This window comes from Micromonospora sp. C81, assembly GCF_018070425.1.
GTDB classification, from domain to species: Bacteria; Actinomycetota; Actinomycetes; order Mycobacteriales; family Micromonosporaceae; genus Micromonospora; species Micromonospora zamorensis.
Map to the genome: position 1 here is coordinate 439,140 of NZ_JAGPXS010000003.1, position 21,774 is coordinate 460,913.

At 71.5% G+C, this 21,774-nt stretch carries 21 protein-coding genes and 3 tRNA genes; 11 read left to right on the top strand and 13 right to left on the bottom strand.

Going from position 1 to position 21,774, the window contains the following annotated elements:
- Window positions 1–39 precede the first annotated feature (39 nt).
- The gene (locus tag KBX46_RS08270) at window positions 40–819 is read left to right on the top strand and encodes a bifunctional 2-polyprenyl-6-hydroxyphenol methylase/3-demethylubiquinol 3-O-methyltransferase UbiG (RefSeq protein WP_210791972.1); all 780 of its coding nucleotides are present in this window, start codon (window positions 40–42) and stop codon (window positions 817–819) included.
- A gap of 50 nt (window positions 820–869) precedes the next feature.
- Here the strand turns inward: KBX46_RS08270 and KBX46_RS08275 are convergent, their stop codons facing one another.
- Window positions 870–1,157 (bottom strand): hypothetical protein, encoded by a 288-nt coding sequence (locus KBX46_RS08275; RefSeq protein WP_088950954.1) that lies wholly within the window; start codon window positions 1,155–1,157, stop codon window positions 870–872.
- A 175-nt stretch (window positions 1,158–1,332) separates the two neighbouring features.
- Here KBX46_RS08275 and KBX46_RS08280 point away from each other — a divergent pair, with 175 nt between their 5' ends.
- Window positions 1,333–2,190 carry a 3-hydroxyacyl-CoA dehydrogenase family protein gene (locus tag KBX46_RS08280; RefSeq protein WP_210791973.1) on the top strand — a complete coding sequence of 286 codons (858 nt, stop codon included), beginning with the start codon at window positions 1,333–1,335 and terminating at the stop codon, window positions 2,188–2,190.
- Between the two features lie 52 nt (window positions 2,191–2,242).
- Entirely contained in the window at window positions 2,243–2,986 is a 744-nt protein-coding gene (locus KBX46_RS08285; RefSeq protein ID WP_088952126.1) for an enoyl-CoA hydratase/isomerase family protein, read from the top strand.
- Between the two features lie 64 nt (window positions 2,987–3,050).
- Here KBX46_RS08285 and KBX46_RS08290 read toward each other — a convergent pair whose 3' ends face one another.
- On the bottom strand, window positions 3,051–4,394 hold the full coding sequence (locus KBX46_RS08290; protein WP_210791974.1) for an ABC transporter substrate-binding protein: 1,344 nt from the start codon (window positions 4,392–4,394) through the stop codon (window positions 3,051–3,053).
- A 155-nt stretch (window positions 4,395–4,549) separates the two neighbouring features.
- On the opposite strand from KBX46_RS08290, the gene KBX46_RS08295 reads away from it, so the two are divergent.
- The gene (locus KBX46_RS08295) at window positions 4,550–4,939 is read left to right on the top strand and encodes a hypothetical protein (protein WP_210791975.1); all 390 of its coding nucleotides are present in this window, start codon (window positions 4,550–4,552) and stop codon (window positions 4,937–4,939) included.
- Window positions 4,940–4,996: 57 nt separating this feature from the next.
- Here the strand turns inward: KBX46_RS08295 and KBX46_RS08300 are convergent, their stop codons facing one another.
- Window positions 4,997–5,437, bottom strand: coding sequence for a hypothetical protein (locus tag KBX46_RS08300; protein WP_210791976.1), 441 nt, complete (start codon window positions 5,435–5,437; stop codon window positions 4,997–4,999).
- Between the two features lie 126 nt (window positions 5,438–5,563).
- On the opposite strand from KBX46_RS08300, the gene KBX46_RS08305 reads away from it, so the two are divergent.
- Window positions 5,564–6,271: a DUF2786 domain-containing protein gene (locus tag KBX46_RS08305; RefSeq protein ID WP_088950958.1), complete on the top strand. Its 708-nt coding sequence runs from the start codon at window positions 5,564–5,566 to the stop codon at window positions 6,269–6,271.
- A gap of 13 nt (window positions 6,272–6,284) precedes the next feature.
- On the opposite strand, the gene KBX46_RS08310 is transcribed toward KBX46_RS08305, so the two are convergent.
- Complete coding sequence (locus KBX46_RS08310) at window positions 6,285–6,809, bottom strand: SRPBCC family protein (protein ID WP_088950959.1); 525 nt, start codon at window positions 6,807–6,809, stop codon at window positions 6,285–6,287.
- A gap of 90 nt (window positions 6,810–6,899) precedes the next feature.
- Here KBX46_RS08310 and KBX46_RS08315 point away from each other — a divergent pair, with 90 nt between their 5' ends.
- A complete protein-coding gene (locus KBX46_RS08315) occupies window positions 6,900–8,141 on the top strand; it encodes a hypothetical protein (protein WP_210791977.1) in 1,242 nt (413 codons plus the stop codon).
- 289 nt (window positions 8,142–8,430) lie between these two features.
- Here KBX46_RS08315 and KBX46_RS08320 read toward each other — a convergent pair.
- From KBX46_RS08320 to KBX46_RS08355, 8 genes are all read right to left on the bottom strand, one after another.
- Window positions 8,431–8,504, bottom strand: a tRNA-Phe gene (locus tag KBX46_RS08320).
- 102 nt (window positions 8,505–8,606) lie between these two features.
- Window positions 8,607–8,680, bottom strand: a tRNA-Asp gene (locus KBX46_RS08325).
- Between the two features lie 31 nt (window positions 8,681–8,711).
- Window positions 8,712–8,784 (bottom strand) — tRNA-Glu (locus KBX46_RS08330).
- Window positions 8,785–8,938: 154 nt separating this feature from the next.
- Entirely contained in the window at window positions 8,939–9,712 is a 774-nt protein-coding gene (locus KBX46_RS08335) for a polysaccharide deacetylase family protein (protein WP_210791978.1), read from the bottom strand.
- A 75-nt stretch (window positions 9,713–9,787) separates the two neighbouring features.
- Window positions 9,788–10,732 (bottom strand): MerR family transcriptional regulator, encoded by a 945-nt coding sequence (locus KBX46_RS08340; protein WP_210791979.1) that lies wholly within the window; start codon window positions 10,730–10,732, stop codon window positions 9,788–9,790.
- On the bottom strand, window positions 10,722–11,342 hold the full coding sequence (idi, locus tag KBX46_RS08345) for an isopentenyl-diphosphate Delta-isomerase (RefSeq protein ID WP_088950963.1): 621 nt from the start codon (window positions 11,340–11,342) through the stop codon (window positions 10,722–10,724). The genes KBX46_RS08340 and idi overlap by 11 nt, the downstream gene beginning before the upstream one ends.
- Window positions 11,339–12,820 carry a phytoene desaturase family protein gene (crtI, locus tag KBX46_RS08350; RefSeq protein WP_088950964.1) on the bottom strand — a complete coding sequence of 494 codons (1,482 nt, stop codon included), beginning with the start codon at window positions 12,818–12,820 and terminating at the stop codon, window positions 11,339–11,341. Before crtI ends, idi begins: the two co-directional genes overlap by 4 nt.
- Before the next feature lie 28 nt (window positions 12,821–12,848).
- Window positions 12,849–13,991 carry a polyprenyl synthetase family protein gene (locus KBX46_RS08355; RefSeq protein WP_210791980.1) on the bottom strand — a complete coding sequence of 381 codons (1,143 nt, stop codon included), beginning with the start codon at window positions 13,989–13,991 and terminating at the stop codon, window positions 12,849–12,851.
- Between the two features lie 65 nt (window positions 13,992–14,056).
- Here KBX46_RS08355 and KBX46_RS08360 point away from each other — a divergent pair, with 65 nt between their 5' ends.
- Together KBX46_RS08360 and KBX46_RS08365 are read left to right on the top strand one after the other, a co-directional pair.
- Window positions 14,057–14,980 carry a phytoene/squalene synthase family protein gene (locus KBX46_RS08360; protein ID WP_210791981.1) on the top strand — a complete coding sequence of 308 codons (924 nt, stop codon included), beginning with the start codon at window positions 14,057–14,059 and terminating at the stop codon, window positions 14,978–14,980.
- Window positions 14,977–16,302 (top strand): deoxyribodipyrimidine photo-lyase, encoded by a 1,326-nt coding sequence (locus KBX46_RS08365; protein ID WP_210791982.1) that lies wholly within the window; start codon window positions 14,977–14,979, stop codon window positions 16,300–16,302. The genes KBX46_RS08360 and KBX46_RS08365 overlap by 4 nt, the downstream gene beginning before the upstream one ends.
- On the opposite strand, the gene KBX46_RS08370 is transcribed toward KBX46_RS08365, so the two are convergent.
- Window positions 16,303–17,379 carry a serine hydrolase gene (locus KBX46_RS08370; RefSeq protein ID WP_210791983.1) on the bottom strand — a complete coding sequence of 359 codons (1,077 nt, stop codon included), beginning with the start codon at window positions 17,377–17,379 and terminating at the stop codon, window positions 16,303–16,305.
- Between the two features lie 91 nt (window positions 17,380–17,470).
- Between KBX46_RS08370 and KBX46_RS08375 the strand changes: the two genes are divergently transcribed.
- The 3 genes from KBX46_RS08375 (at window position 17,471) to KBX46_RS08385 (ending at window position 21,767) form a co-directional block, all read left to right on the top strand.
- On the top strand, window positions 17,471–18,946 hold the full coding sequence (locus KBX46_RS08375) for an NAD(P)/FAD-dependent oxidoreductase (RefSeq protein ID WP_210791984.1): 1,476 nt from the start codon (window positions 17,471–17,473) through the stop codon (window positions 18,944–18,946).
- Window positions 18,947–19,050: 104 nt separating this feature from the next.
- Window positions 19,051–20,055: a LacI family DNA-binding transcriptional regulator gene (locus KBX46_RS08380; RefSeq protein WP_088950969.1), complete on the top strand. Its 1,005-nt coding sequence runs from the start codon at window positions 19,051–19,053 to the stop codon at window positions 20,053–20,055.
- A 332-nt stretch (window positions 20,056–20,387) separates the two neighbouring features.
- Window positions 20,388–21,767 carry an ABC transporter substrate-binding protein gene (locus KBX46_RS08385; protein ID WP_099849730.1) on the top strand — a complete coding sequence of 460 codons (1,380 nt, stop codon included), beginning with the start codon at window positions 20,388–20,390 and terminating at the stop codon, window positions 21,765–21,767.
- Window positions 21,768–21,774: the final 7 nt, after the last annotated feature.

Here is a 21,774-nt window from a genome sequence, read left to right on the forward strand (position 1 = left end):
CCGTTACCGGCCGCTGAGTGGACAGATAGCGTGAACGTCGTGACGGTTGAGCCTCGAATCGGTGACGTGGTCGGCGAACTGCTGCGGGACACGCTCGCGGTGGCCAGCGGGGTGGGCCCTCGACCGCTGGTCGGTGGGCGCCTGCCCCGGCCGGTCATCGAGATCATCGAGCGGGACGACGGTCTGATCAACGGCGCGCCGGCCGCCCACTATCTGGACGGTCCGCAGGACTGGCAGCCGTACGACCACCGCGCGGTGGACCGGGCCCGCGGCGAGACGCTGGACGTCGGCACCGGCGCCGGCCGGATCGCCCTGCTGCTCCAGGAGCGCGGCGTACCGGTCACCGGGCTGGACACCTCCGCGGGCGCGCTGGCCGTGAGTCAACGCCGCGGTGTCCGGCGGCTGGTGCACGGCACCGTCGACACGCACGTCGCGGACGGGCGGCGTTACGACACATTCCTGCTGCTCGGCAACAACCTCGGGCTGTTCGAGGGGCGGGAGCGTGCCCCCGTGTTCCTGGCCGCACTCGCCGCGCTGGCCCGACCGGGGGCGCAGATCATCGCGCACGGCACCGACCCGTACGGCACCCGTGACCCGGTGCACACGAGTTACCACGAGCGCAACCGCAGTCGGGGTCGGCTCGGCGGTCAGCTCCGGCTCCGGTTGCGCTACCGGGAGCTGAGCACCGAATGGTTCGACTATCTGGTCTGCTCGGCGGAGGAGTTCGCCTCGCTGGTGCACGGCACCGGCTGGCGGTTGACCGATGTGGACGACCGCGACAAGCCCTACTACCTGGCCACGCTGCGGCTCGCCGACTGAGCGACGGCCCCCGCGCTCCGCATCGCGGAGGACAGGGGCCGTCGTACGGCTCAGACCTGGACGGTCGGGGGAAGCTGCTCGGGCGGCAGACCGCCGTCGCCGTCGACCACCTCGTCCGGCTGGCCGTCCTCGTCGATGTCGACCATGGTGATGTCCACCTTGCCGTCACCGTCGGTGTCGAACTGGAACAGGTCCGCCTTGCCGTCGCCGTCGGTGTCCACCACCCACACGTCGGTCTTGCCGTCGTTGTTGGTGTCGGCGCGCAGCAGCTCGACCCGCTCGTCGCCCCGGGTCTCCACGGTCTGCCCGTCAGTGACGCTCTCCGGTGCCTGGCTCATCTCGGTGGTCCTTCCCTCGGTTGACGGGCCGTCAGTACCCGATCCCGCGCTCCCCCACGCATGAGCCGGGTCGTCGAGCTGTCTAGGGTCGCACCATGAGCGAGCGGAGCGGGCGGAACACCCCGGTCGGCGTGGCGGGGACCCCGCGCGCCGACAGGCGGGACAGGGAGGCGTGATGAGCGATCGTTTCGTGGTCGTCGGTGCCGGCACGATGGGGCTCGGCATCGCGTACGTGGCGGCCGGGGCCGGTCACGCCGTGGAGTTGGTCGAGGTGGACCCCGAGCGGGGAGCCTCCGCGCTGAACCGGCTCGCCGACCTGTGGGAGCGGGCGGTGCAGCGAGGGAAGCTGAGCGCCGACGAGGCCGCCGCGAACCGGCAACGGGTCACGCTGCGTCCCACGCTCGCCGACGTCGCTCCCGCCCCCGAGGTGATCGTGGAGGCGGTGCCGGAGCGGCTCGACCTGAAGCGGGCAGTGCTGCGGGACGCCGCCGCGCTGAACCCCGCGCTGCTGGGCAGCAACACCTCCAGCATCGCCATCGGTGAGCTGGCCGCCGGACTGGACGCGCCCGAGCGCTTCCTCGGCCTGCACTTCTTCAACCCGGTCTGGGCGATGGCCCTGCTGGAGATCGTGGTCGGCCCGGCCACCGCCGAGGAGACCACGGCCGCGGCCGTGGCGCTCGCCGGCCGGTTGGGCAAGGACCCCGTCGTCGTACGCGACCTGCCCGGCTTCGCCACCTCACGGCTCGGGGTCACCCTCGGGCTGGAGGCGATCCGGATGGTCGCCGACGGGGTGGCCAGCCCTGCCGACATCGACAAGGCGATGGTGCTGGGCTACCGGCACCCGATCGGGCCCTTGGAACTCACCGACCTGGTCGGCCTCGACGTGCGGCTGGACATCGCCCGCACCCTCCAGGCCGCGTACGGCGACCGCTTCGCACCGCCGCCCCTGCTCGTGGAGATGGTGGCCGACGGGCGGCTGGGCAAGAAGTCGGGGCAGGGCTTCTACCAGTGGAAAGCCGGGGTCAAGCAGTGAGCGCGAGGAGTGAGCTTGCGAGCCCCGCAGTCGCGAACGGAAGGTGGGCGCAGTGAGCGGGCTGCGGATCGAGGAGCGGCCGGACCGGCTGGTGGTCACCCTGGACCGGCCGGAGAAGCGCAACGCCATCGACGCCGAGCTGATCGCCGAGCTGCACCAGGTCTGCGCCGAGCTGGAGGCGCGTCCCCGGCTGTTGCTGCTCACCGGTGGGGCGGCGGGCATCTTCGCCGGTGGCGCCGACATCGGCCAACTGCGTGAACGGGGCCGCACCGATGCCCTCGCCGCGATCAACTCCGCTGCCTTCGCCCGGATCAGGGCGTTGCCGATGCCCACCGTCGCCGCCGTCGACGGCCCGGCGTTGGGCGGTGGCGCGGAGCTGGCGTACGCCTGCGATCTGCGGGTGTGCACGGCGCGGGCGGTCTTCGGTCAGCCGGAGGTGCGGTTGGGCATCCTGGCCGGCGCTGGCGCGACCCACCGGCTGCCCGCGTTGGTCGGTGAGGGCCGGGCCAAGGAGCTGCTCTTCACGGGCCGGCGGGTGGACGCTGCGGAGGCGCTGCGGATCGGCCTGGTGAACCGGGTGGTGGACGAGCCCGACGAGTTGCTGACGGTGGCGCACGCGCTGCTGGACGAGATCGCCCTGGGTTCGCCGCTGGCGCTGCGGCTGACCAAGCTCGCGGTCGACGCGCCCGCCGCCGCGCATCCGCAACTCGACCTGGTCAGTCAGGCGGTGCTCTTCGAGGACGAGGAGAAGCACCGGCGGATGACCGAGTTCCTGGAGCGCCGCCGGCCGCGGTGACTCCTGGAGACGAAACGGCCGCACCGGCGAGCGCCGGTGCGGCCTTCGTGTGCCTGTGGTCGTGCTACTGCCGGATCTGCACCTCGGCGTCGGCCAGGCCGCGGATCACCTGGGCGGACTCGCCGAAGCCGATGATCAGCACGGCGTCCGCGCCGAAGTCCTTGATCTCCTTCGCGCCCCGGCTGAAGTCGACGGGTGCCGCCTTGGCGTCGGCCGGCGGCTCGTACGTCAGCAGCTTGAGTCGATCGGCAGCGATACCGGCCTTCTCCAGCTCCTCACGGACGGTGCCCTGGAGGCCCTCACCGTAGGAGTCCTTGCGAGCCACGATGACGATCTTCTGCGAACCGTCGCGGAGGATGACGTCGGCCAACGCCCGGCCCTGGAGGCTGTCCGGTGGGGCGGTGCGGAAGTAGAGGCCCTGGTCGTCCACGTCGGTCAGGCTGCTGTCGGTGTTCGACGGAGAGAAAAGGATCTTCCCGGCCTGCACCACGTTCGGCAGCACGGCCCGGGAGATGCCCGAACCACCAGCGCCGATGATCACGCTGACGCCAGCCGTCGCGTGCCGGGCCACCGTCGCCTTGGCCACGTCCGGGTTGGTGCCGTCGTCGCCGTCCAGCCACGTCACCGGCTTGCCCAGGGCGCCGCCGGCGGCGTTGATCTCCTTGATCGCCAGCGCGGCGCCGGCGGCCATCGGCGGGTAGGCGATCGACAGGTCACCGGTCTTCGGCAGCAGACCGCCCAGGATCAACGGTTCCTGCTCGGGGTCGCCGCCCGGGCGCTGCTTCTTCGGCTTCGGCGGCGTCTTGGTGCTCGCCGCCGACTCGATGCCCGCGCCGACGAACTCGGTCTTGCCGTCGTTGATCTGCTGCCCGTCGAAGGTCAGCGTGGCGTAGCTCGCGGTGGCCGGCTCACCCTTGTCGGTGAAGCCCGCCCGGGTCAGCGAAACCCCGCGGTACTCGATGTCCTGCCCGTTGCGGGCCAGCGTGAGGCAGCTGACCGGGTCCTCGCAGCGCTGCCCGTCGTTGGTCACCGCGACGATCTGCTTCGCGATGGCAGCCGGGTCGGTGCTTCCGGCCAGCTGCGCGGCGAGCACGGCGATCACCACCGCGTCGTACGTCTCGGCCGAGTACACGTAGTCCGTCAGCGCCGGATTGACGGCCCGTAGCCGGCCCTTGAAGTCCTCGGGTAGCGGAACGAGTGGCGTGGTGCCCTTCATCCCATCCACGAGACCTGCGCGTTCTTTCAACTCCGCGGGGTAGGTGTTGAGCATGTTGCCGTCCGTGCCGTAGAGGCGCACCTGTTGGGCGCTGGTCTCCTTGGCCTTGTCATCCCCGCAAGCGCTTGTGGCGAGCAGGATCGTCGCGCAGGCAGCCAGTGAGGCCACCCGCGAGCGGCGTGATACGAGCATGGTCGTCCTTCCTCCGGCGAAGGTCCGCTGCGCACATTAGCGTGCCGAGGCCGACGGCGGGACCGTGGAGGTGGCGTAAAGCGCAGGTAGCTCGCCTTGAACACGGACAGTGACGGTTGTCGGGAGCCTTGACGACGCGTCCTACTGTGCGCTGGGTGACGGACCTACCACAGCAGACGTTCGACGACGCGGCCGCCGTGCTCCACTCGGCGCTGACCGGGGATGGAGAAGCGGTGGTGGGAGCGTTCGACGCGGTCGTCGACCGGGCCGGCCTGAGCGGCGCGTACGGGGTCGCGTGGTGCCTGGCCGCGACGATGCTCGGTGACGCTCCGGCGGCCAGCGGTGCGGCCCTGGACTTCCCGGGAATCGACCAGGCTGAGTATGACACCCGCTGGGTGGCCCGCTTCGTCAGCGCGTACGCCAACCGGGACGAGCCGACCGGGGAGGCGCTGTTCGGTGCCGCGGCAGCCGACGGGCTGCTGCCCGCCTGCCTGCTCACGCTCGCCGGCTCGACGATCGCCACCCTGCGCAGCCGTGCCGGGTGACCGGCCGCCGGTTCGCGGCGTCCGTCGGGGGGCGGACGCCGCGGCCGCGCGGACCACTCAGAACGCGTGGTACGCGATCAGCGGCTCGTACTCGTAGCGCAGGTTCTCGAAGCGGACCTGGAAGTTGACCCCGTCCCGGACGTCGGTCGCCACCGTGATCCACCCCGAGTTGGCCGGCAGGTAGGTCCAGTAGTTGCAGGCACTCGTCTTGTCCACGAAGATCACGCACGCCTCGGTGGCGTACACGCTCGCGTTGCGGACGTTGATGTCGCGACAGCGGGTCGTGGTGCGGTACTGGCCGGCCGATCCGCCGTAGCGGCCCGTCTCGAAGTACGACCGCACCGCCCCGCCGTAACAGGTGGCGAGCGGGGCGAACGCGTTCGCCCCGGAGCTGACCGGTGCGGTCGGTGTTGTCGGCTCCGCCTGCGCGGGTGTGCCGGCGAAGAGCAGGGTGGTGGCCGTGGCGACGGCGAGCAGGCGAGCGGTCGGGGATGACATGCGTGCCTCCGAAAGCGGGTTACTGACCGTCCGTATTGGACTGATCATCCGACCGTGACGATGATACGTATCGATCAATGGCGGCGTGACCCCGTGATGTCCGGCCCGTGTGGTAGCTCTGTAGGCATGTCCGAGGCGATGCTCAGCAAGGTGCGCAAGCTGCTGGCCCAGGCCGAGGATCCGGCCTGCACGCCCGCCGAGGCCGCCGCGTTCACCGCCAAGGCGACCGAGTTGATCGCCCGCTACGGGGTGGACCGGGCGCTGCTCGCCGTCCGCGACCCGACCACCGACCCCGTCGGTGACCGGGTGCTGGACATCGTCGCCCCGTACGCCCGCGACAAGGTCGGCCTGCTCGCCGCGGTCGCCGAGCCACTGCGCTGCCGCTGCGTACGCCGCCGGCAGGGCAACGGCTTCGCGCTGCACCTCTTCGGCTTCGCCAGCGACCTGGAACGGGTCGACCTGCTCTTCACCTCACTGCTCGTGCAGGCGGCGCACGGCCTGGCCGCCACCGCCGTGCCGGCCGACGACCACCCCGCCGCCTTCCGCCGCTCCTGGCTCGCCGGTTTCGCGGAAGTGATCGGGGGTCGGCTCTGGGCGGCCGAGACGGCGGCGGCCAGCGAGTCGGGCACGCCGTCGGTGGCGCTGGTGCTGGCCGACCGGTCCGACCGGGTGCAGCGGCGGCTCACCGAGGAATACCCGCGGCTGCGCACCGCACCGCCGCGCCGGCTCGGCGGCACCGGCTTCGGTTCGGGGGCGGAGGCCGGCCAACGCGCCAACCTGGGTGGTCGGGACCTCGGCGGCCGCTCCGCTGGCGACCGGCAGCTCGGTCGGTGACTCCGTGCGCCCGTCAGGCGGAAGTGCCGGGGCCGCGTGACACAGTGGCGACGTAGCGGGTGAGCAGCTCGTGCCAGCCGGCGGTGAGCGCCTTGCGATATCCCTCGGCCGCCTCGCCGTGCCGGTCGAAGTGCCGGTGCTCCAGCTCGACCCGGGTGCGCTCCGGCCCTTCGGGAAGGAACAGCACCTCGACCTCGCTGGCCCGGGCCGGGTCCGGCACCGGCGCCCGGTCGGGGCCGATCTGCCAGACGAAGACCAGCCGCCGCGGTGGATCCCAGGTGAGCACCCGACCCCAGTCGGCGCGGAAACCGTACGGGCCGATCTCGTAGAGCATCCCGCCGGCGCGCGGCTCCATGCCCAGCTCCGCGAGAGCGTCCGGGCCGGACCAGGTGTATTCGGTGACCCACCAGTCAGTCAGCTCGTCGGTGAACACCGCGAACGCGTGCTCGGCGGCGCCCGGGACGAGGAGACTGCACCGTAGGGAGAACCGGTCGACGTCCTGCCGGATGTCGGCCGGATCAGTCATTTCCTGTCCCATAGGCCCGGACCATACCGGCTGATGCCCGCGTGTGCAGCTTCGCACGGTGCCCGGTTCCAGACAGAGGGTCGCCGACTCGTCACGGACGGGATGCCCCGCCGGAAAGCGGGTAAGCGCGCCGAACGCCCGGACGACCGGGACGGTGTGCAGGCGGGGCGGGAGATCATGAGCGAGAGCGCGCAACAGCGAGGGCCGGACCGGAACGTCGAGAGCGCGGACCCCGACGTCCTGCTCGACATCCCGAAGGTCTCCGTCGACTCGATCCGACTGGCCGTCGACGGCCTGGACGCCGACCTGTCGCTGCGGGCCCGGGTGGCCAACCTGCTCCAGGTCGACGCCGGCGTACGGGTGCACCTGAACGGCGGCGAGCTGGACATCAACGGGGTGCACGCCGAGGCGCAGTTGCGGGTGCGGTTGGAGCAGCTGACGAGGATCCTGGGCCGGGCGCTCGACACACTCGACGCCAACCCGGAGATCATCGAGGCGCTCGCCCGGACGGCCGTCACCACCGTCGACGACGTGAACCGCAGCGCGCAGCAGCTGGCCCCGGGGCCGATGGGGGCCGCTGAGGTGCGGGGGTCGGCGCGGCGCTCCAACGGCGTACTCCAGGAGTTTGGTCAGCAGGTCGGTGCGGTCGGGGCCGTCGCCGACCGTGCCCAGCAAGGCCCCGGTCGTCCGGGGCCGGGTGCGGGTCAGCCAGGTGCGGGCCGGCCGGGTCCGGGTCAGCCGGGTCCGGGTGGGCCAGGGGCGGGTTCGGGTGGGCCCGGTTCGGGTGGGCCCGGGGCCGGTCCGGGTCGGCCTGGGGCGGGGCCCGGCGGCGCGGGGAAGGGTCCTGGGGGCCCTGGGCCCCATGCCGGAGGTCCGGGACCCAGTGCGGGCGGACCCGGGTCTCAAGCGGGTGGCCCCGGGCCGGGCCAGAAGTCGCAGCCGGAGTCCGGTGGGCCGCAGGGCGGCGGGGCCCCGGAAGGCCGGCCGCACGAGGAGCCGCGCCACCCTGAGGGGCAGCGGCACGAGGAGCCGCGCCACCCCGAGGGTCAGCGGGCCGCGGGCCCGGGTGACGGGAAACGGCCGGCCGGCGCGGACCGGGGCGCTGAGGGCCCGGCGGGGTCGTCTACCGGGGAGCGTGGGAACCGACCGGGCCAGTCGGCAGGCCCCGCGCCAGGCCTATCCGGCGATCGTGACGGCGGTGGTGGGTTGCTGGGCGGGGCGCAGAGCGCAGCGCAGCTCGCCGAACAGGCGGGGGAGACCCTGCGGCAGGCCGGGCGCAGCGTGTGGGAGGCGATCCAGAGCGGCGTGGCGCAGCACCGCCAGCAGGGGCGCCGAGACGAGTGACGCCGGGCAAGGCGGACCAGCGACGCCGCGCGACCGATCCGCGCAGCCGGTCCGCGCAGCCGGTCCGCGCAGCCGATCCGCGCAGCCGATCCGCGCAGCCGATCCGCGCGACCCAGGCATGATCGACTCGCTTTTCAGGAAAGCGCGGTATTGGGCACCTTCCGATGCCCCGATTTCCGGGAAGTCGAGTGGATCACACCCGTGGCGGGCCGGTCCGCAGCCGTAAACAGCAAGATCCCCACCTGCGTTTCCGCTGGTGGGGACCTCTGTAGCCCGGCGAAAGGCTATGTGGCCAGGGGCGGGGTCGAACCGCCGACCTTCCGATTTTCAGTCGGACGCTCGTACCAACTGAGCTACCTGGCCGTATCGCTGCTCGGCTCATGCTACCCGGCAACCGGACGAACCGGTGGCAGGGCGACCTGCTCCGATACGCAGAACGCCGCGCGAGGCGCGGCGTCAGCGCTGCGGTCCTGACGGGACTTGAACCCGCGACCTCCGCCTTGACAGGGCGGCGAGCACTCCAACTGCTCCACAGGACCTAGCTTGTGTTGCTCCGACTTGCGCCGGTCGTGCCCCCAACGGGATTCGAACCCGTGCTACCGCCTTGAAAGGGCGGCGTCCTGGGCCGCTAGACGATGAGGGCGGCCCCGCCATCATTGCACACTCGCAACTTCAAGCGGACTTGCTCCCATCCGGCCCCGCCGGAGGCTTGGAAAGCATACGTGATGCCCGGTCGGTCGACAAAATCGGTATCCGCAAGGGCTTCGGAAGAGACATAACCGCAGGTCAAAGCCGGTCTAGTGGAGTTTGGTGATGCCGAAGCGCTTCTTCAGGTCGGCGATCAGGTGGGGGCAGGCGGCGAGCGTCGCGGCCCGATCGCCACCCCCGTCGTGCAGCAGCACGATGGCGCCGGGGCGGGCGGCGGTGTGGATGCGCTTGCCGATCGTGGCGGCGTTCGGCTTGTCCCAGTCCTGTGGGTCGACCGACCAGTGCAGCGGGCGCATGCCGAGACCCTTCGCCACCGCCAGCACCTCCGGCGTCCACCGGCCGCCCGGCTGCCGATAGAAGGACACCTTGGCGCCAGGCGCCGCTGCCTGGATGGCCCTGTTCGTGCGTTTCAGGTCGGCCTTTATCTCGTTGACGGGCCGTCGGGCCAGGTCGAGGTCGTGCCGCCAACTGTGGTTGCAGAGCTGATGCCCCTCGTGGACGATCCGCCGGACCAGCTCCGGATGGCGCTGCACCTCGCGACCGACCACGCAGAACGTGGCGGTTACCTTGGCTGCCCGCAGTTGGTCGAGAACCTTGGGAGTCCAGGTCGGGTTGGGCCCGTCGTCGAAGGTCAGGACCACCGGGCGTACGCCGCTGTTGCGCCGCAGGCCGGCCGGGAGCTTGGCCGGCAGCGGCCGCAGCGGAGGCTTGGCGACCGTGGGATGCGGTGACGGCGTGGGGGCAGTGGTGGACTCCACCGGCTGCGGCGCGCCGGCGGGCGCGATGGTGTGGTCCGGCCCCGCACAGCCGGACAGGACCAGCGCCACGGCGAGGACGGACGCCAGGAAGGCGCGGGCTCGCATCTGCTCGCTCCCGGAGGGTCGGGGTAGGCGGACCCGCCCGACGGTAGTTCACGCGATCACCGGGCAACAGTGCGATCAGTCACGCCTCGACTGGTCCAGGGAGTCACGGACCGCGACGGCGAGCGAGACCGCCTCGGCCAGGTCGACCGGCCGCACCACCCCGGCGGGCAGCGTGTCGGCGCGCCAGCCGGGGCCGGCGGCGAGCGCCAACAACGGGCGGCGGGGTGCGGCGAGCAACGCGCTGAGCTGGGCCGGGTCGGCGGTGGCCCGGGTGTGCGACCAGAGCACCACGGCGGCCGGACCGGTCCGGTTGACCGCCTCCACGAGAGCGGCCACCGGCACCCGGGCGCCGAGCATCCGGTAACTGACCCCGGCCTCCGCGAGCGCGGCGGCCAACGCCTCCAGTGGCAGGGTGTGCTGCTCCTCGTCGGCACAGGAGAGCAGGATCCGGGCCGGCCCGGTGGGAACCTTGGCCCGACTGGCCGCCGCGAGAGCCTCCGAGACGCAGCGGGACACCAGGTGTTCCACCTCGATCAGGCCGGTGGTGGCGGCGTGGCGTTCGCCGATGCCGGCTAGCACCGGGCGCAGCAGACCCTCCCAGGTGGCGACGACCCCGACGGTGGCGAGGGCGTGCGCGATCGTCTCGCTGATCGCCGCCGCGTCCAGCCGCATGGCGGCGCGGGCCAGACCACGGGCTGCCGGGCCGGCGCGGCCGACCGGGATGGTGCCACCGCCGTCGCGGCCGGACGGGGGGATCCGGACGGGGGTGACGGTGCCGTTGGGTGTCGGATCCGGTGCCTGGCGAGCCCAGCGAGCCGCCTCGGCGGGGCTCACCCCCTCGGCGGTGAGCCGTCGCATGATTTCGAGACGGGCCAGGTCGGTCGGGGTGTACCGGCGGTGGTGACCGGGGATGTGCTCACTGGGCCCGAGCCCGTAGCGCTGGTGCCACGTGCGGAGGGTCGTCACCGCGACTCCCAACCTGCGTGCGACCGCGCCCGCGCTCAGCGCCTCATCGACCACCCGACCGCTCCGCCGAGTCGTCCGCCGACAGAGCAGGCGGGGTCACGGCCAGGCCGGGTGCGCCGGACGTGGGGCCCGAGGGGTGCAGCAGCCGGTTCACCACCCCGCCCAGCCAGGGCGCGTACGACCGGGGGTCGCGATCCAGCTCGGCTTCCAGCGCGGTCGGATCGGCCCACCGCAGCTCGGCGACCTCGTCCGGGTCCGGCAGGAGCGGGGCCCCGGGCAGGAAATCGCCCCGCAGCACGTGGTCGTACTCGAATTCGACCCGACCGGTCGCCGGGTCCTCGGCGTAGTAGACGTAGACGCCGACCTCGGTCAGCTCGACCGGGCCCGCGCCCAACTCCTCGCGTAGCCGCCGGTTGGCCGCCTCGGCGAGGGACTCGCCGGGCTGGGGGTGGCCACAGCAGGCGTTGGCCCAGCGCAGCGGGAACCGCGTCTTGACGGCGGCGCGCCGCTGGAGCAGCACCTGGCCGTCCGAGTCGACCAGCAGCACCGAGAAGGCCCGGTGCAACTGCCCCGGAGCCTGGTGCGCGGCCGCGACGGTCGTCTCGCCGTGGGCCTCGCCGTTCTCGTCGACCAGCTCGACGAGGTGGTCCTCGCGGCTGCTCATCGACCTTCCCCGGTGATCCGGCCGGCGGCGAGCTTGCCGGAGATGAGCACCATCGGTACGCCGACGCCGGGCTGGGTCCCGGAGCCGACGAAGACCACGTTCGACAGTTTGCGGTGCAGGTTCGACGGGCGGAACGGGCCGGTCTGGAAAAGGGTGTGGGCGGCGGCGAACGGCGTGCCCGCGGCCATGCCCTGGTCCTCCCACTCGGCCGGCGTGATCGCCCGCAGCACCTCGACGCCGGCACCGAAGCCGACGTAGCCGCGCTCCTCCAGGGTGCCGATCAGCTGGTCGCTGTAGCGCCGGGTCAGGTCGCCGCGCCACTCGAACGGGGCCCGGTGCAGGTTGGGCACGGGAGCCAGCACGTAGTAGGTGTGCCGATCGGGTGGGGCCACCGACGGGTCGGTCCGGCTCGGGTTGGTCACCAGCAGCGACGGGTCGGTCATCAGCTCACCCCGCCGGATGACCTCATCGAAGGTGCCCTTCCACGCTCGTCCGAAGTGGATGTTGTGATGGGCGATCTTTTCATATCCCTGTCGGGAGCCGACGTGCAGAACGACGCAGGACGGTGAGTAGGTGAGCCGGCGCTGCGGGGCGGCGGGGAGCAGGTCCCGGTAGGCGACCGGCAGGTCGGGGTTGAGCACCACCACGTCCGCCGGCACCAGTTCGCCGTCGGCGGTGATCACGCCGGTGGCGCGGCCGTTCGCGGTCTCGACCCGGGTCACCGTGGTGCCGTACCGGATCTGCACGCCGTGCTTCTCGGCCGCGCCGGCCATCGCCTTGGAGACCGCGTGGATGCCGCCGCGCGGGAAGTAGACCCCGGCCACCGAGTCCAGGTACGCGATGACCGTGTAGATGGCCAGCGCGTCGTGCGGGGCGAGGCCGGCGTACATCGCCTGGAAGGAGAAGATCCGCTGGGTACGCGGGTCCCGGAAAAATTGGTTGATCTTCGTCTGGAGTCGCCGGAAGGCCCCGCTGGCAAGCAGCTTGAGGAGGTTGCCGGTGATCAGGTCGGTCGGCGCATCCAGGTTGCGCTCGATGAAGTCGGCGCGCTCCAGGCGCCACAGCTCCCGCGCGTAGTCGACGAAACGCAGGTAGCCGTCGGCCTCGCGCGGCCCACAGACCCGGGAGATCTCCGCCGCCATCCGGGTGGTGTCGGTGAGCACGTCGAGGGTGGAACCGTCCGGGTAGTACGCCCGGTAGGCCGGGTCGACCGGGGTCAGGTCGAGCCAGTCGTCCAGCTCCTCACCGACCGCGCCGAGCGCCTCGGCGATCAGGTCGGGCATGGTGAGCACGGTCGGGCCGGTGTCGAACTCGTAGCCGTCGACCCCGAGACGGCCGGCCCGCCCACCCGGCACCGGCTCGCGTTCCAGCACTGTCACCTGCCGGCCGCTGCCGGCCAGGTGCAGCGCGCAGGCGAGCCCGCCCAGCCCGGCCCCGACGACCACCACCCGGTCCGTCCGTCCTGTCACCGTCCGCACGTGACCACCTCTTCCAGAAAGTCGCTCATCAGGCCCGCCGGCTGGTGGCGGCGGTGGCCAGCCCGGTCAGCGCGGTCCGCGCCGTCCGTTCCACTGGTGCGGCGTCGAGCGCGGCCAGTGCGTCACTCACCCGCTCGGCGATCATCCGCTCCACCCGGGCCACCGCGCCGGTCTCCTCGACCAGCTCGGCGAGCCGGTCGACCGGCCCGTCGCCGGCCCGATCCATCGCCCGGAGCTGGGCCGGCGTGGCCAGCTCCCGGGCCAGCATGAGCAGCGTGGTCGGTTTGCCGGTGCGGAGGTCGTCGCCGGCCGGCTTGCCGGTGTCGGCGGGATCGCCGTAGACGCCGAGCAGGTCGTCGCGGAGCTGGAACGCCTCGCCGACGGCAAGGCCATAGCGGGTGTACGCGGAGACCAGCGCGTCGTCGACAGGCACGCCGGCCAGGCAGGCCCCGAAGAGCAGTGGCCGCTGGACGGTGTAGCTGGCGGTCTTGTAGCGGGCCACCCGCAGCGCCCGGTTGACCGACCAGCTCGCCGGGTCGTTCTCGCCGAGCACGTCGAGATATTGCCCGGCGACCGTCTCCACCCGCATCTGGTCATAGCAGCGCCGCACTTCGAACAGCCGGGCCGACGGCACTGTGGCCTGGGCCAGCAACCGGTCGGCCCACACCATGCAGAGGTCACCGATGAGCACGGCGACGGCTTCGCCGAATCGGCCGGGATCACCCCGGTGGCCTGCGGCGATGTGCTGTTCGGCGATCGCGATGTGTGCGGTGGGCCGGCCCCGGCGGGTGGTGGACGCGTCCATCACGTCGTCGTGCACCAGGGCGAAGGTGTGCAGCAGCTCCAGCGCGGCCAGCGCGGGCAGGACGGGTGGTAGCGCCTCGGTGCCACCGACCGCCCCGCGCCACCCCCAGTAGGCGAACGTGGAGCGGATCCGCTTGCCGCCCACGAGGACTGCTTCCCTCGCGGCGGCGGCGAAGCGGCCCATCGAGATGTCGATCTCGGCGAGGGAGTCGACCTCGGCGGTGAGGAAGGTAGCCAGGGTCTCGTCGACCGCGGTGATCAGGTCATGGGTGTACGCGGCCAGAACGGCGCGGACCGGATCGTCACCGTCCCCCGGCCCCCGCTGCGCCACACGGGTCGCATTGCCCGCAACTGCGTCGTTGGCCATGCGACTGAGCGTACCCTAGGCTACGAGTTGCGTCGATTGGTGCGTCGATAAATTAAGGAGGGCCGGTGGACACTGATCTCACCGCTGCCTATGACCGGTGTCGTGAGCTGCACAAACGCCACGGCCGCACCTACTATCTCGCCACCCGGCTGCTCCCCGCTTGGAAACGACGACATGTCCACGCCCTCTACGGGTTCACGCGGTACGCCGACGAGATCGTCGACCGCACCGAGGACCTACCGCAGGTCGAGCGTGCCGCCCGCCTCGACGACTGGGCCAGCCGATTCGTGTCCGGCCTGCACGGTGCGTCGGTCGACGACCCGCTGCTGCCGGCCGTGCTGCACACCATCGCCGTCTTCGACCTCGACCGGGACGACTTTGCGTCGTTTCTGAAGAGCATGGCGATGGACCTGACAGTCACCTCGTACCCGACGTACGACCACCTGCTCGACTACATGGAGGGCTCGGCGGCGGTCATCGGCACCATGATGCTGCCGATCCTGGGCACCTCCGACCCGGTGGCGGCACGGGAGCCGGCACGGCAGCTCGGCTTCGCGTTTCAACTCACCAACTTCATCCGTGACGTCGCCGAGGACCTCGACCGGGGCCGCACCTACCTGCCGGACGAGGACATGGCGAAGTTCGGCGTCACCCGCGAGGAGCTGGCCGAGGCCTGCGCCCGGGGCCGCGGCACGCCCCGGACCCGCGAGCTGATCGAGTACGAGGTGACCCGCGCCCAGGCGCACTACGCCGCCGCCGCGCCGGGCATCACCATGCTGGCGCCAGCCTCGCAGGCCTGCATGCGCACCGCGTACGCGTTGTATGGCGGCATCCTCGACGAGGTGGCCGCGCAGGACTACGACGTCTTCACCCGGCGGGCCCTGGTGCCGCAGCGGCGACGGATGGCGGTGGCCGCACGGGCTCTGCTCACCTCGACCGGTACGCCGGTCACCATCCCCGGGCCGACGGTCCACCCGCAGACCCGGTGACCGCAAGCACCGCGATCGTGCTCCTCACCCGCGACCTGCGGGTGCACGACCACCCGGCGCTGGCCACCACCTGCGCGGCCTTCGACCGGGTGGTTCCGCTGTACGTGCTCGACCCGGCGCTGGCCGGCCTGTCGGCCAACCGCACCCGGTTTCTGCACCAGGCGCTCGCCGAACTGCGGGCCGAGCTGCGCGAGCGCGGTGGTGACCTGGTGGTACGCCACGGCGACCCGGTGGCCGAGACGATCCGGTTGGCCGGCGAGGTCGACGCCACCGCCGTCGCGCTCTCCGCCGATGTCAGCAACTACGCCCGGCGCCGCGAACGACGACTGCGCGCGGAGTGTGAGCGGCACCGGCTGCACCTGCGACTGTTTCCCGGGCTGACAGTGGTCGAGCCGGGCGCGTTGCGGCCCGGTGGCGGGGGCGACCACTACCGGGTGTTCAGCCCCTACCACCGGGCCTGGGCGGCCAGTCAGTGGCGTGCGGAGTTGGCCGCGCCGCACCGGGTGGAGCTGCCCGGCGGGGTGAGCGTGGGCAGCCTGCCGAAGCCGCCGGCCGGGGACTCACCGGACGCGGCGGTCGGCGGCGAGCGGGTTGCCCGGCAGCGGCTCACCGACTGGCTGCCCGACCTGGACCGCTACGACGATCAGCACGACGACATGGCCGGCGACGACACGTCCCGGCTCAGTCCGTACCTGCGGTTCGGCTGCGTGTCCCCTTTGGCGGTGGCCAACCGGGCCGGGGACCGGTCCGGGCCGTTCGTCCGGCAGATCTGCTGGCGGGACTTCTACTACCAGGTCACGGCGGCCTTCCCGGAGATCTCGACGTCGGCGTACCGGCGGGGCGCCACCGAACAGTGGCGCTACGACGACGACGCGTTGGCGGCCTGGGCCGAGGGTCGGACCGGCATGCCCATCGTCGACGCCGGGATGCGGCAGATGCGTACGCAGGGCTGGATGCACAACCGGGCCCGGCTGATCACCGCCGGCTACCTGACCAAGCACCTCGGGCAGGACTGGCGGCCCGGGGTGGCCGTCTTCTTCCGCTGGCTGCTCGACGGGGACGTGGCCAACAACTCCGGCAACTGGCAGTGGGTCGCCGGCACCGGCAACGACACCAAGCCGTACCGGGGGTTCAACCCGGTCCGGCAGGCCGAACGGTACGACCCGGACGGCGACTACGTGCGCCGGTGGGTGCCGGAGCTGGCGAAGGTGCAGGGCAAGGCCGTGCACCAACCGTGGCGACTGCCCGACGCGCTCCGCCAGACGCTCGGCTATCCGCCGCCGCTCTCGGTGCCGGGCACCGACCCCGTCTGGCTGCGCTGATCAGAGGCAGGAGTGCAACACCTCGGCCAGTTCGTCCACCCGGTCGTGCTCGGCGAGGTGCGCCGTGGCGTACCCGAAGGCGTAACCGCGCTCCGGGTCGGCCCACGCGCTGCTGCCGCCGATGCCGCCCATGCCCCAACTGCCGTCCGGCTCCCACTGCATGCCCAGCGTCCATCGGACCTGGCGGTCCAGCAGCAGGTCCGGCCCGTCGTACTGGACCCGGGTCGCCTCCGCCAACAGCTCGGGGCTGAGCAGACGGACTCCGTCCAGGACACCCCCGGCGAGCAGACCGGCGTAGAGCCGGGCCAGGCCGGAGGCGGTGGCGTGCAGGTTGACCGCGGGCATCTCCGCAGCACGCCAGAGCGGGCTGTTCAGCACGGCCAGGTCCAGCCCTCCGGCCGGGTTGCCCAGCGCTCGTGCCCGCAGCGATCCCGGCTCACCGAGCTTGCGGGCCGGCCACTGCGGGTCGCCGTAGCGCAGGTCGGCGCAGCGCCGCTGATCCGCGGCGGCCAGCCCGAAGCTGAGGTCGAGCTGCCACCGGTCGGCGATCTCCTCGGCCAGGAACCGGCCCACCGACCGCCCGTCGACCCGGCGAACCACCTCGCCCACCAGGTGCCCGTACGTCCAGGCGTGTTCCGCGGCCACCGAGCCCGGTGACCACTCGGGGTCGGCGGCGGCCAGGTCGCTGGTGAGGAGCGTCCAGTCGGCGATCGCGGTTGCCGGTCGGGGTGCCGGAAAGGCCGGCAGCCCGGCGGTGTGCGACAACACCTGACGCATGGTGGCGGGTGTGCGGAACTCGGGCCAGTACCGGTCGACGGGGGCGTCGAGGTCCACCTGCCCCCGGTCGACGAGCATCAGCAGGCAGAGCGCGGCCACCGGCTTGCCGACCGAGTAGACGTTGACGAGCGTGTCCGGCCGCCACGGCTCGCCGTCCGACCCGGCAGCGGTCCGGGTTCCGCCGATCAGGTCGACGACGGGCTGACCGTCGTACCAGATGACCAGGCCGGCACCGGTCTCCCGGCCGGACGTGAGCAGGTCGTGGAAGCAGTCCCGGACCGGTGCGAAGCGTGCGTGCATCCCGCCACGGTAGGCGTCCCGGACCGGTGAGGGTGCCGACTTTTCTCCGACCCCGGTGGTCGGGCTGGTGTCGCTGGGGGATGCTGTCGGGGTGGCAGAGCCGGAGCTGGTGGATGTTGTCGTGGTCGGGCTCGGGGTCGGCGGCGAGGAGGTGGCCGAGCGGCTCGCCGAGGCCGGCCTGAGCGTCGTCGGCATCGAACGGGATCTGGTCGGCGGGGAGTGCCCCTACTGGGGCTGCATCCCGAGCAAGATGATGATCAGGGCGGCCAACGCCCTGGCCGAGGCGCGCCGGGTCGACGGGCTGGCCGGGACGGCGCAGGTCCAACCGGACTGGGCGCCGGTGGCCAAGCGCATCCGCGAGGAGGCCACCGACACCTGGGACGACACGGTTGCCGCCGACCGGTTCACGGGCCTGGGCGGCCGGCTCGTCCGGGGTAGTGGCCGCCTCGACGGCCCTGGCCGGGTCCGCGTCGGCGACCAGGTGTTCCAGGCTCGGCACGGGGTCGTGCTGGGCACCGGGACCCGTCCGTCGGTGCCACCGATCGACGGCCTGGCCGACACTCCGTACTGGACCAACCACCAGGCGATCGAGGTCGAGGAGTTGCCGGAGTCGCTGCTGGTGCTCGGCGGCGGCGCGATCGGTCTGGAACTGGCACAGGTCTTCGCCCGCTTCGGGGTCCGGGTCACGGTGGTGGAGGCGCTCGACCGGGTGCTGGCCGTCGAGGAACCGGAGGCGTCCGAGGTCGCCGCCGCGGCGCTGCGCGCCGACGGCGTGGAGATCCACACCGGGGTACGCGCCGAGCGGGTCGAGCACGACGGCACCCGGTTCACACTGCGCGGCAGCGGCGGTTCGGCGTTCACCGCCGACCGTCTGCTGGTGGTGACCGGGCGCAAGGCCCACCTGACCGAGCTGGGGTTGGACACGATCGGCCTGGACGCCAGCCAGCGTTACCTGCCGGTCGACGACCGGTTGCACGTCACCGACCAGGTCTGGGCGGTCGGCGACATCACCGGCGAGGGCGCCTTCACGCACATCGCCATGTACCAGGCCGGGATCGTGATCGCCGACATTCTGGCCCGTGCCCGGCAGGCGAGTGCGGGGGCGGACGCCAGCGGGACCTCCAGCGTGGTCGGCGGTGCGATGGGCGCGTCCAGCTCGCTGGCCGCCAGCGGGTCGAGTGGGTCGGCCGGCACCGTCCCGCGAGCGGACTACCGTGCACTGCCCCGGGTGACCTTCACCGATCCCGAGGTCGGAGCGGTCGGGCTCACCGAGCAGCAGGCGCGCGAGCGTGGCATCAACGTGCAGGTCGGTTTCACCAAGCTGGGCAGCTCGACCCGGGGCTGGATCCACCGGGTCGGTGACGACGGCTTCATCAAGCTCGTCGCGGACGCCGACCAGGGTGTGCTGATCGGCGCGACCTCGGTCGGCCCGGCCGGCGGCGAGGTGCTCTCCGCGCTGGTCGTGGCGGTGCACGCGGCCGTGCCGCTGAGCCAGCTCCGGCACATGATCTACGCGTACCCGACCTTCCACCGGGCCATCGAGTCCGCGTTGCACGACCTGTCCTGACGCCCGCCCCGGTGGTCGATGTCGGAAGAATCCGGCAGCAAGCCAGCAAACGACGGGCACTTTGCTGTTCATTTCTTTCATCCTGGTGACGTACGATTGCGACCGTGACCAAGCGGTTGACTGAAGTTGCCAAGAAGGCGGGCGTCAGCGAGGCCACCGTCAGCCGGGTGCTCAACGGCCGCGACGGGGTCTCCGAGACGACCCGCACCGCCGTGCTGACCGCGCTGGACGTGCTGGGCTACGAGCGGCCGACCAAACTGCGCGGCGAGCGCGCCCGGTTGGTCGGGCTGGTGCTGCCCGAGTTGCAGAACCCGATCTTCCCGGCGCTGGCCGAGGTCGTCACCGGGACACTGGCGCAGCGCGGCTACACCCCCGCCCTCTGTGCCCGCACCATCGGCGGTGTCTCCGAGATGGACTACGTGGAGATGCTGCTCGACCACCAGGTCTCCGGCGTGATCTTCGCGGGTGGTTCGTACGCGCTCGCCGACGCCCGACACGACCACTACCGTCGGCTGACCGATCGGGGTCTTCCGGTCGTTCTGGTCAACGCAGGCGTGGCCGAGCTGGGCTTCCCCCGGGTCTCCACTGACGACGCCGTGGCGGTGGAGCAGGCGTACGGGCACCTGCGCTCGCTCGGGCACGAACGGATCGGGATGGTGCTCGGCCCGGAGGGGCATGTGCCGTCCCGGCGCAAACTGGACGCGATGATCCGGGCCGCCGGCTGGGACGAGGGTGACGCCGAGTGCGTCGAGCGTTCCAGCTTCTCCATGGAGGGCGCGCGGGTCGCCGCGACGAAACTGGTCGAGCGTGGCGTGACCGGCATCATCTGCGCCAGCGACGTGCTCGCGTTGGGCACGATCCGTGCGGCCCGGCGGCTGGGTCGCTCGGTGCCGGCCGACGTGTCGGTGGTGGGCTACGACGACTCCGCGTTCATGACCTGCACCGACCCGCCGTTGACCACGGTCCGGCAGCCGATCGAGACGATGGGGCAGGCCGCGGTGGATCTGCTGGTCACCCAGATTGAAGGCGCCGGCGTCCTGCACGACGAGTTGCTGTTCGAGCCCGAGCTGGTGGTACGCGGTTCCACCGCTCCCGCCCCGGGTCGCTAGGCACCACACCAGACGACGCTCCGGCCGTCGACCGCTCCATGCGGTCGGCGGCCGTTTTCGTCGTTGCCTGTCGGGAGCGGCATCGATCTCGCCGAATGACCCGCCATAAGGGACCAAAACCCGCATATCTGGCTGCTTTCAAGCGCTTGCCAACATCTGCCGTAATCGCGTCGTGTCCTTTCGGAACAGGGTCGATACCTTGCCGAAATGAGTCCCCCTCGCTACAGTGACTCCACTCACACCTGGCTCCGACGCAGCTACTGGGCGTCAGGTCGCATCACCGCAGATCAGCGAAGGTCATTGGAGACACCCGTTCCCGAAGGGATGGACAGATGTCCGTACCGCAATACCGAAAGGCTGCGGCGGTTGCGCTCGTGGCCGGCCTGGGGCTCAGCCTCACGGCATGCTCCACGAAGAGTGACGACAAGGACGCGACCGCAGGCGGCAAGGTCACCATCACTGTCGACTGCCAGCCGGTCGGTGCGCAGAAAGAGCTGCTGAAGAACTGGAACGACGACGTCGCCGAGTTCCAGAAGCAGAACCCGGACATCGTCATCAAGAGCGTCAGCGTCGGTGAGCAGTGCAACAACCCGCCGGACTTCACCGCCCGCCTCGCCGGCGGCACCGTCACTGACGTGTTCTACGGATACATGACCGATCTCCAGCAGGTGCTCGACTCCGGTCAGGCCATGGACATCACCTCCCAGGTCAGCAAGGACACGATCCCCACCTGGGACAGCGTCGACCCGGCACTCAAGGGCGTCTTCACCGACGGCGGCAAGCTCTACGCCGTTCCGGTGAAGAACTACTCGATGGGTCTGGTCTACAACAAGGTCCTGTTCCAGCAGGCCGGGCTCGACGTCAACAACCCGCCGAAGACCTGGGCCGACGTCCGGGCCGCCGCCAAGAAGATCTCCGCACTCGGCAACGGCATCGCGGGCTACTCGGAATACAGCGCCGGCAACACCGGCGGCTGGCACTTCACCTCCCTGCTCTACTCGCAGGGCGGCCAGGTGCTGACCCCGGACGGCAAGAAGGCCGACTTCAACAACGCCATGGGTAAGCAGGTCCTGCAGAACATCAAGGACATGCGGTACGGCGACAACAGCATGGGCGCCCGTCAGCTGCTCCAGTGGGGCGACCTGCTGACCAACGCCGGCGCGGGCAAGGTCGGCATGTTCATCGGCGCGCCGGACGCCACCCAGGCGATCGTCAGCCAGTTCCAGGGCAAGTTCCAGGACTGGGCGATGGCCCCGCTGCCCGGCCAGGACGGCAAGGCGTTGGGGACGCTCGGTGGTGGCGAGGGCTACTTCTTCAAGAAGGACCTCACCCCCGAGCAGGTCAAGGCCGGCCTGAAGTGGATCGCGTACCAGAAGCTCACCCCGGGCAAGGGTCAGTTCGACTACGTCCGGGCCAAGCCGCAGAACTACCCGGTCGGTCTGCCCCAGCCGCTGCTCTTCGCCAACGGCAGCGACGCGCAGAAGCAGGAGCTCGAGCTGCGCAAGGCGAACGCGAACGTCGATACCACCAACTTCGCTCTCTTCGAGGCGACCCCGGTGCCGATCAAGGGTGAGCCGCGCAACGCACAGGCGATCTACGCAGTGCTCGACGCCGCGATGTCCGGTGTGCTGACCAACCCGAACTCGAACATCGACGCCCTGCTCAAGACCGCCGAGGAGAAGGTCAACCAGCTCCTCACCGCGGAGAGCTGACCTGAGC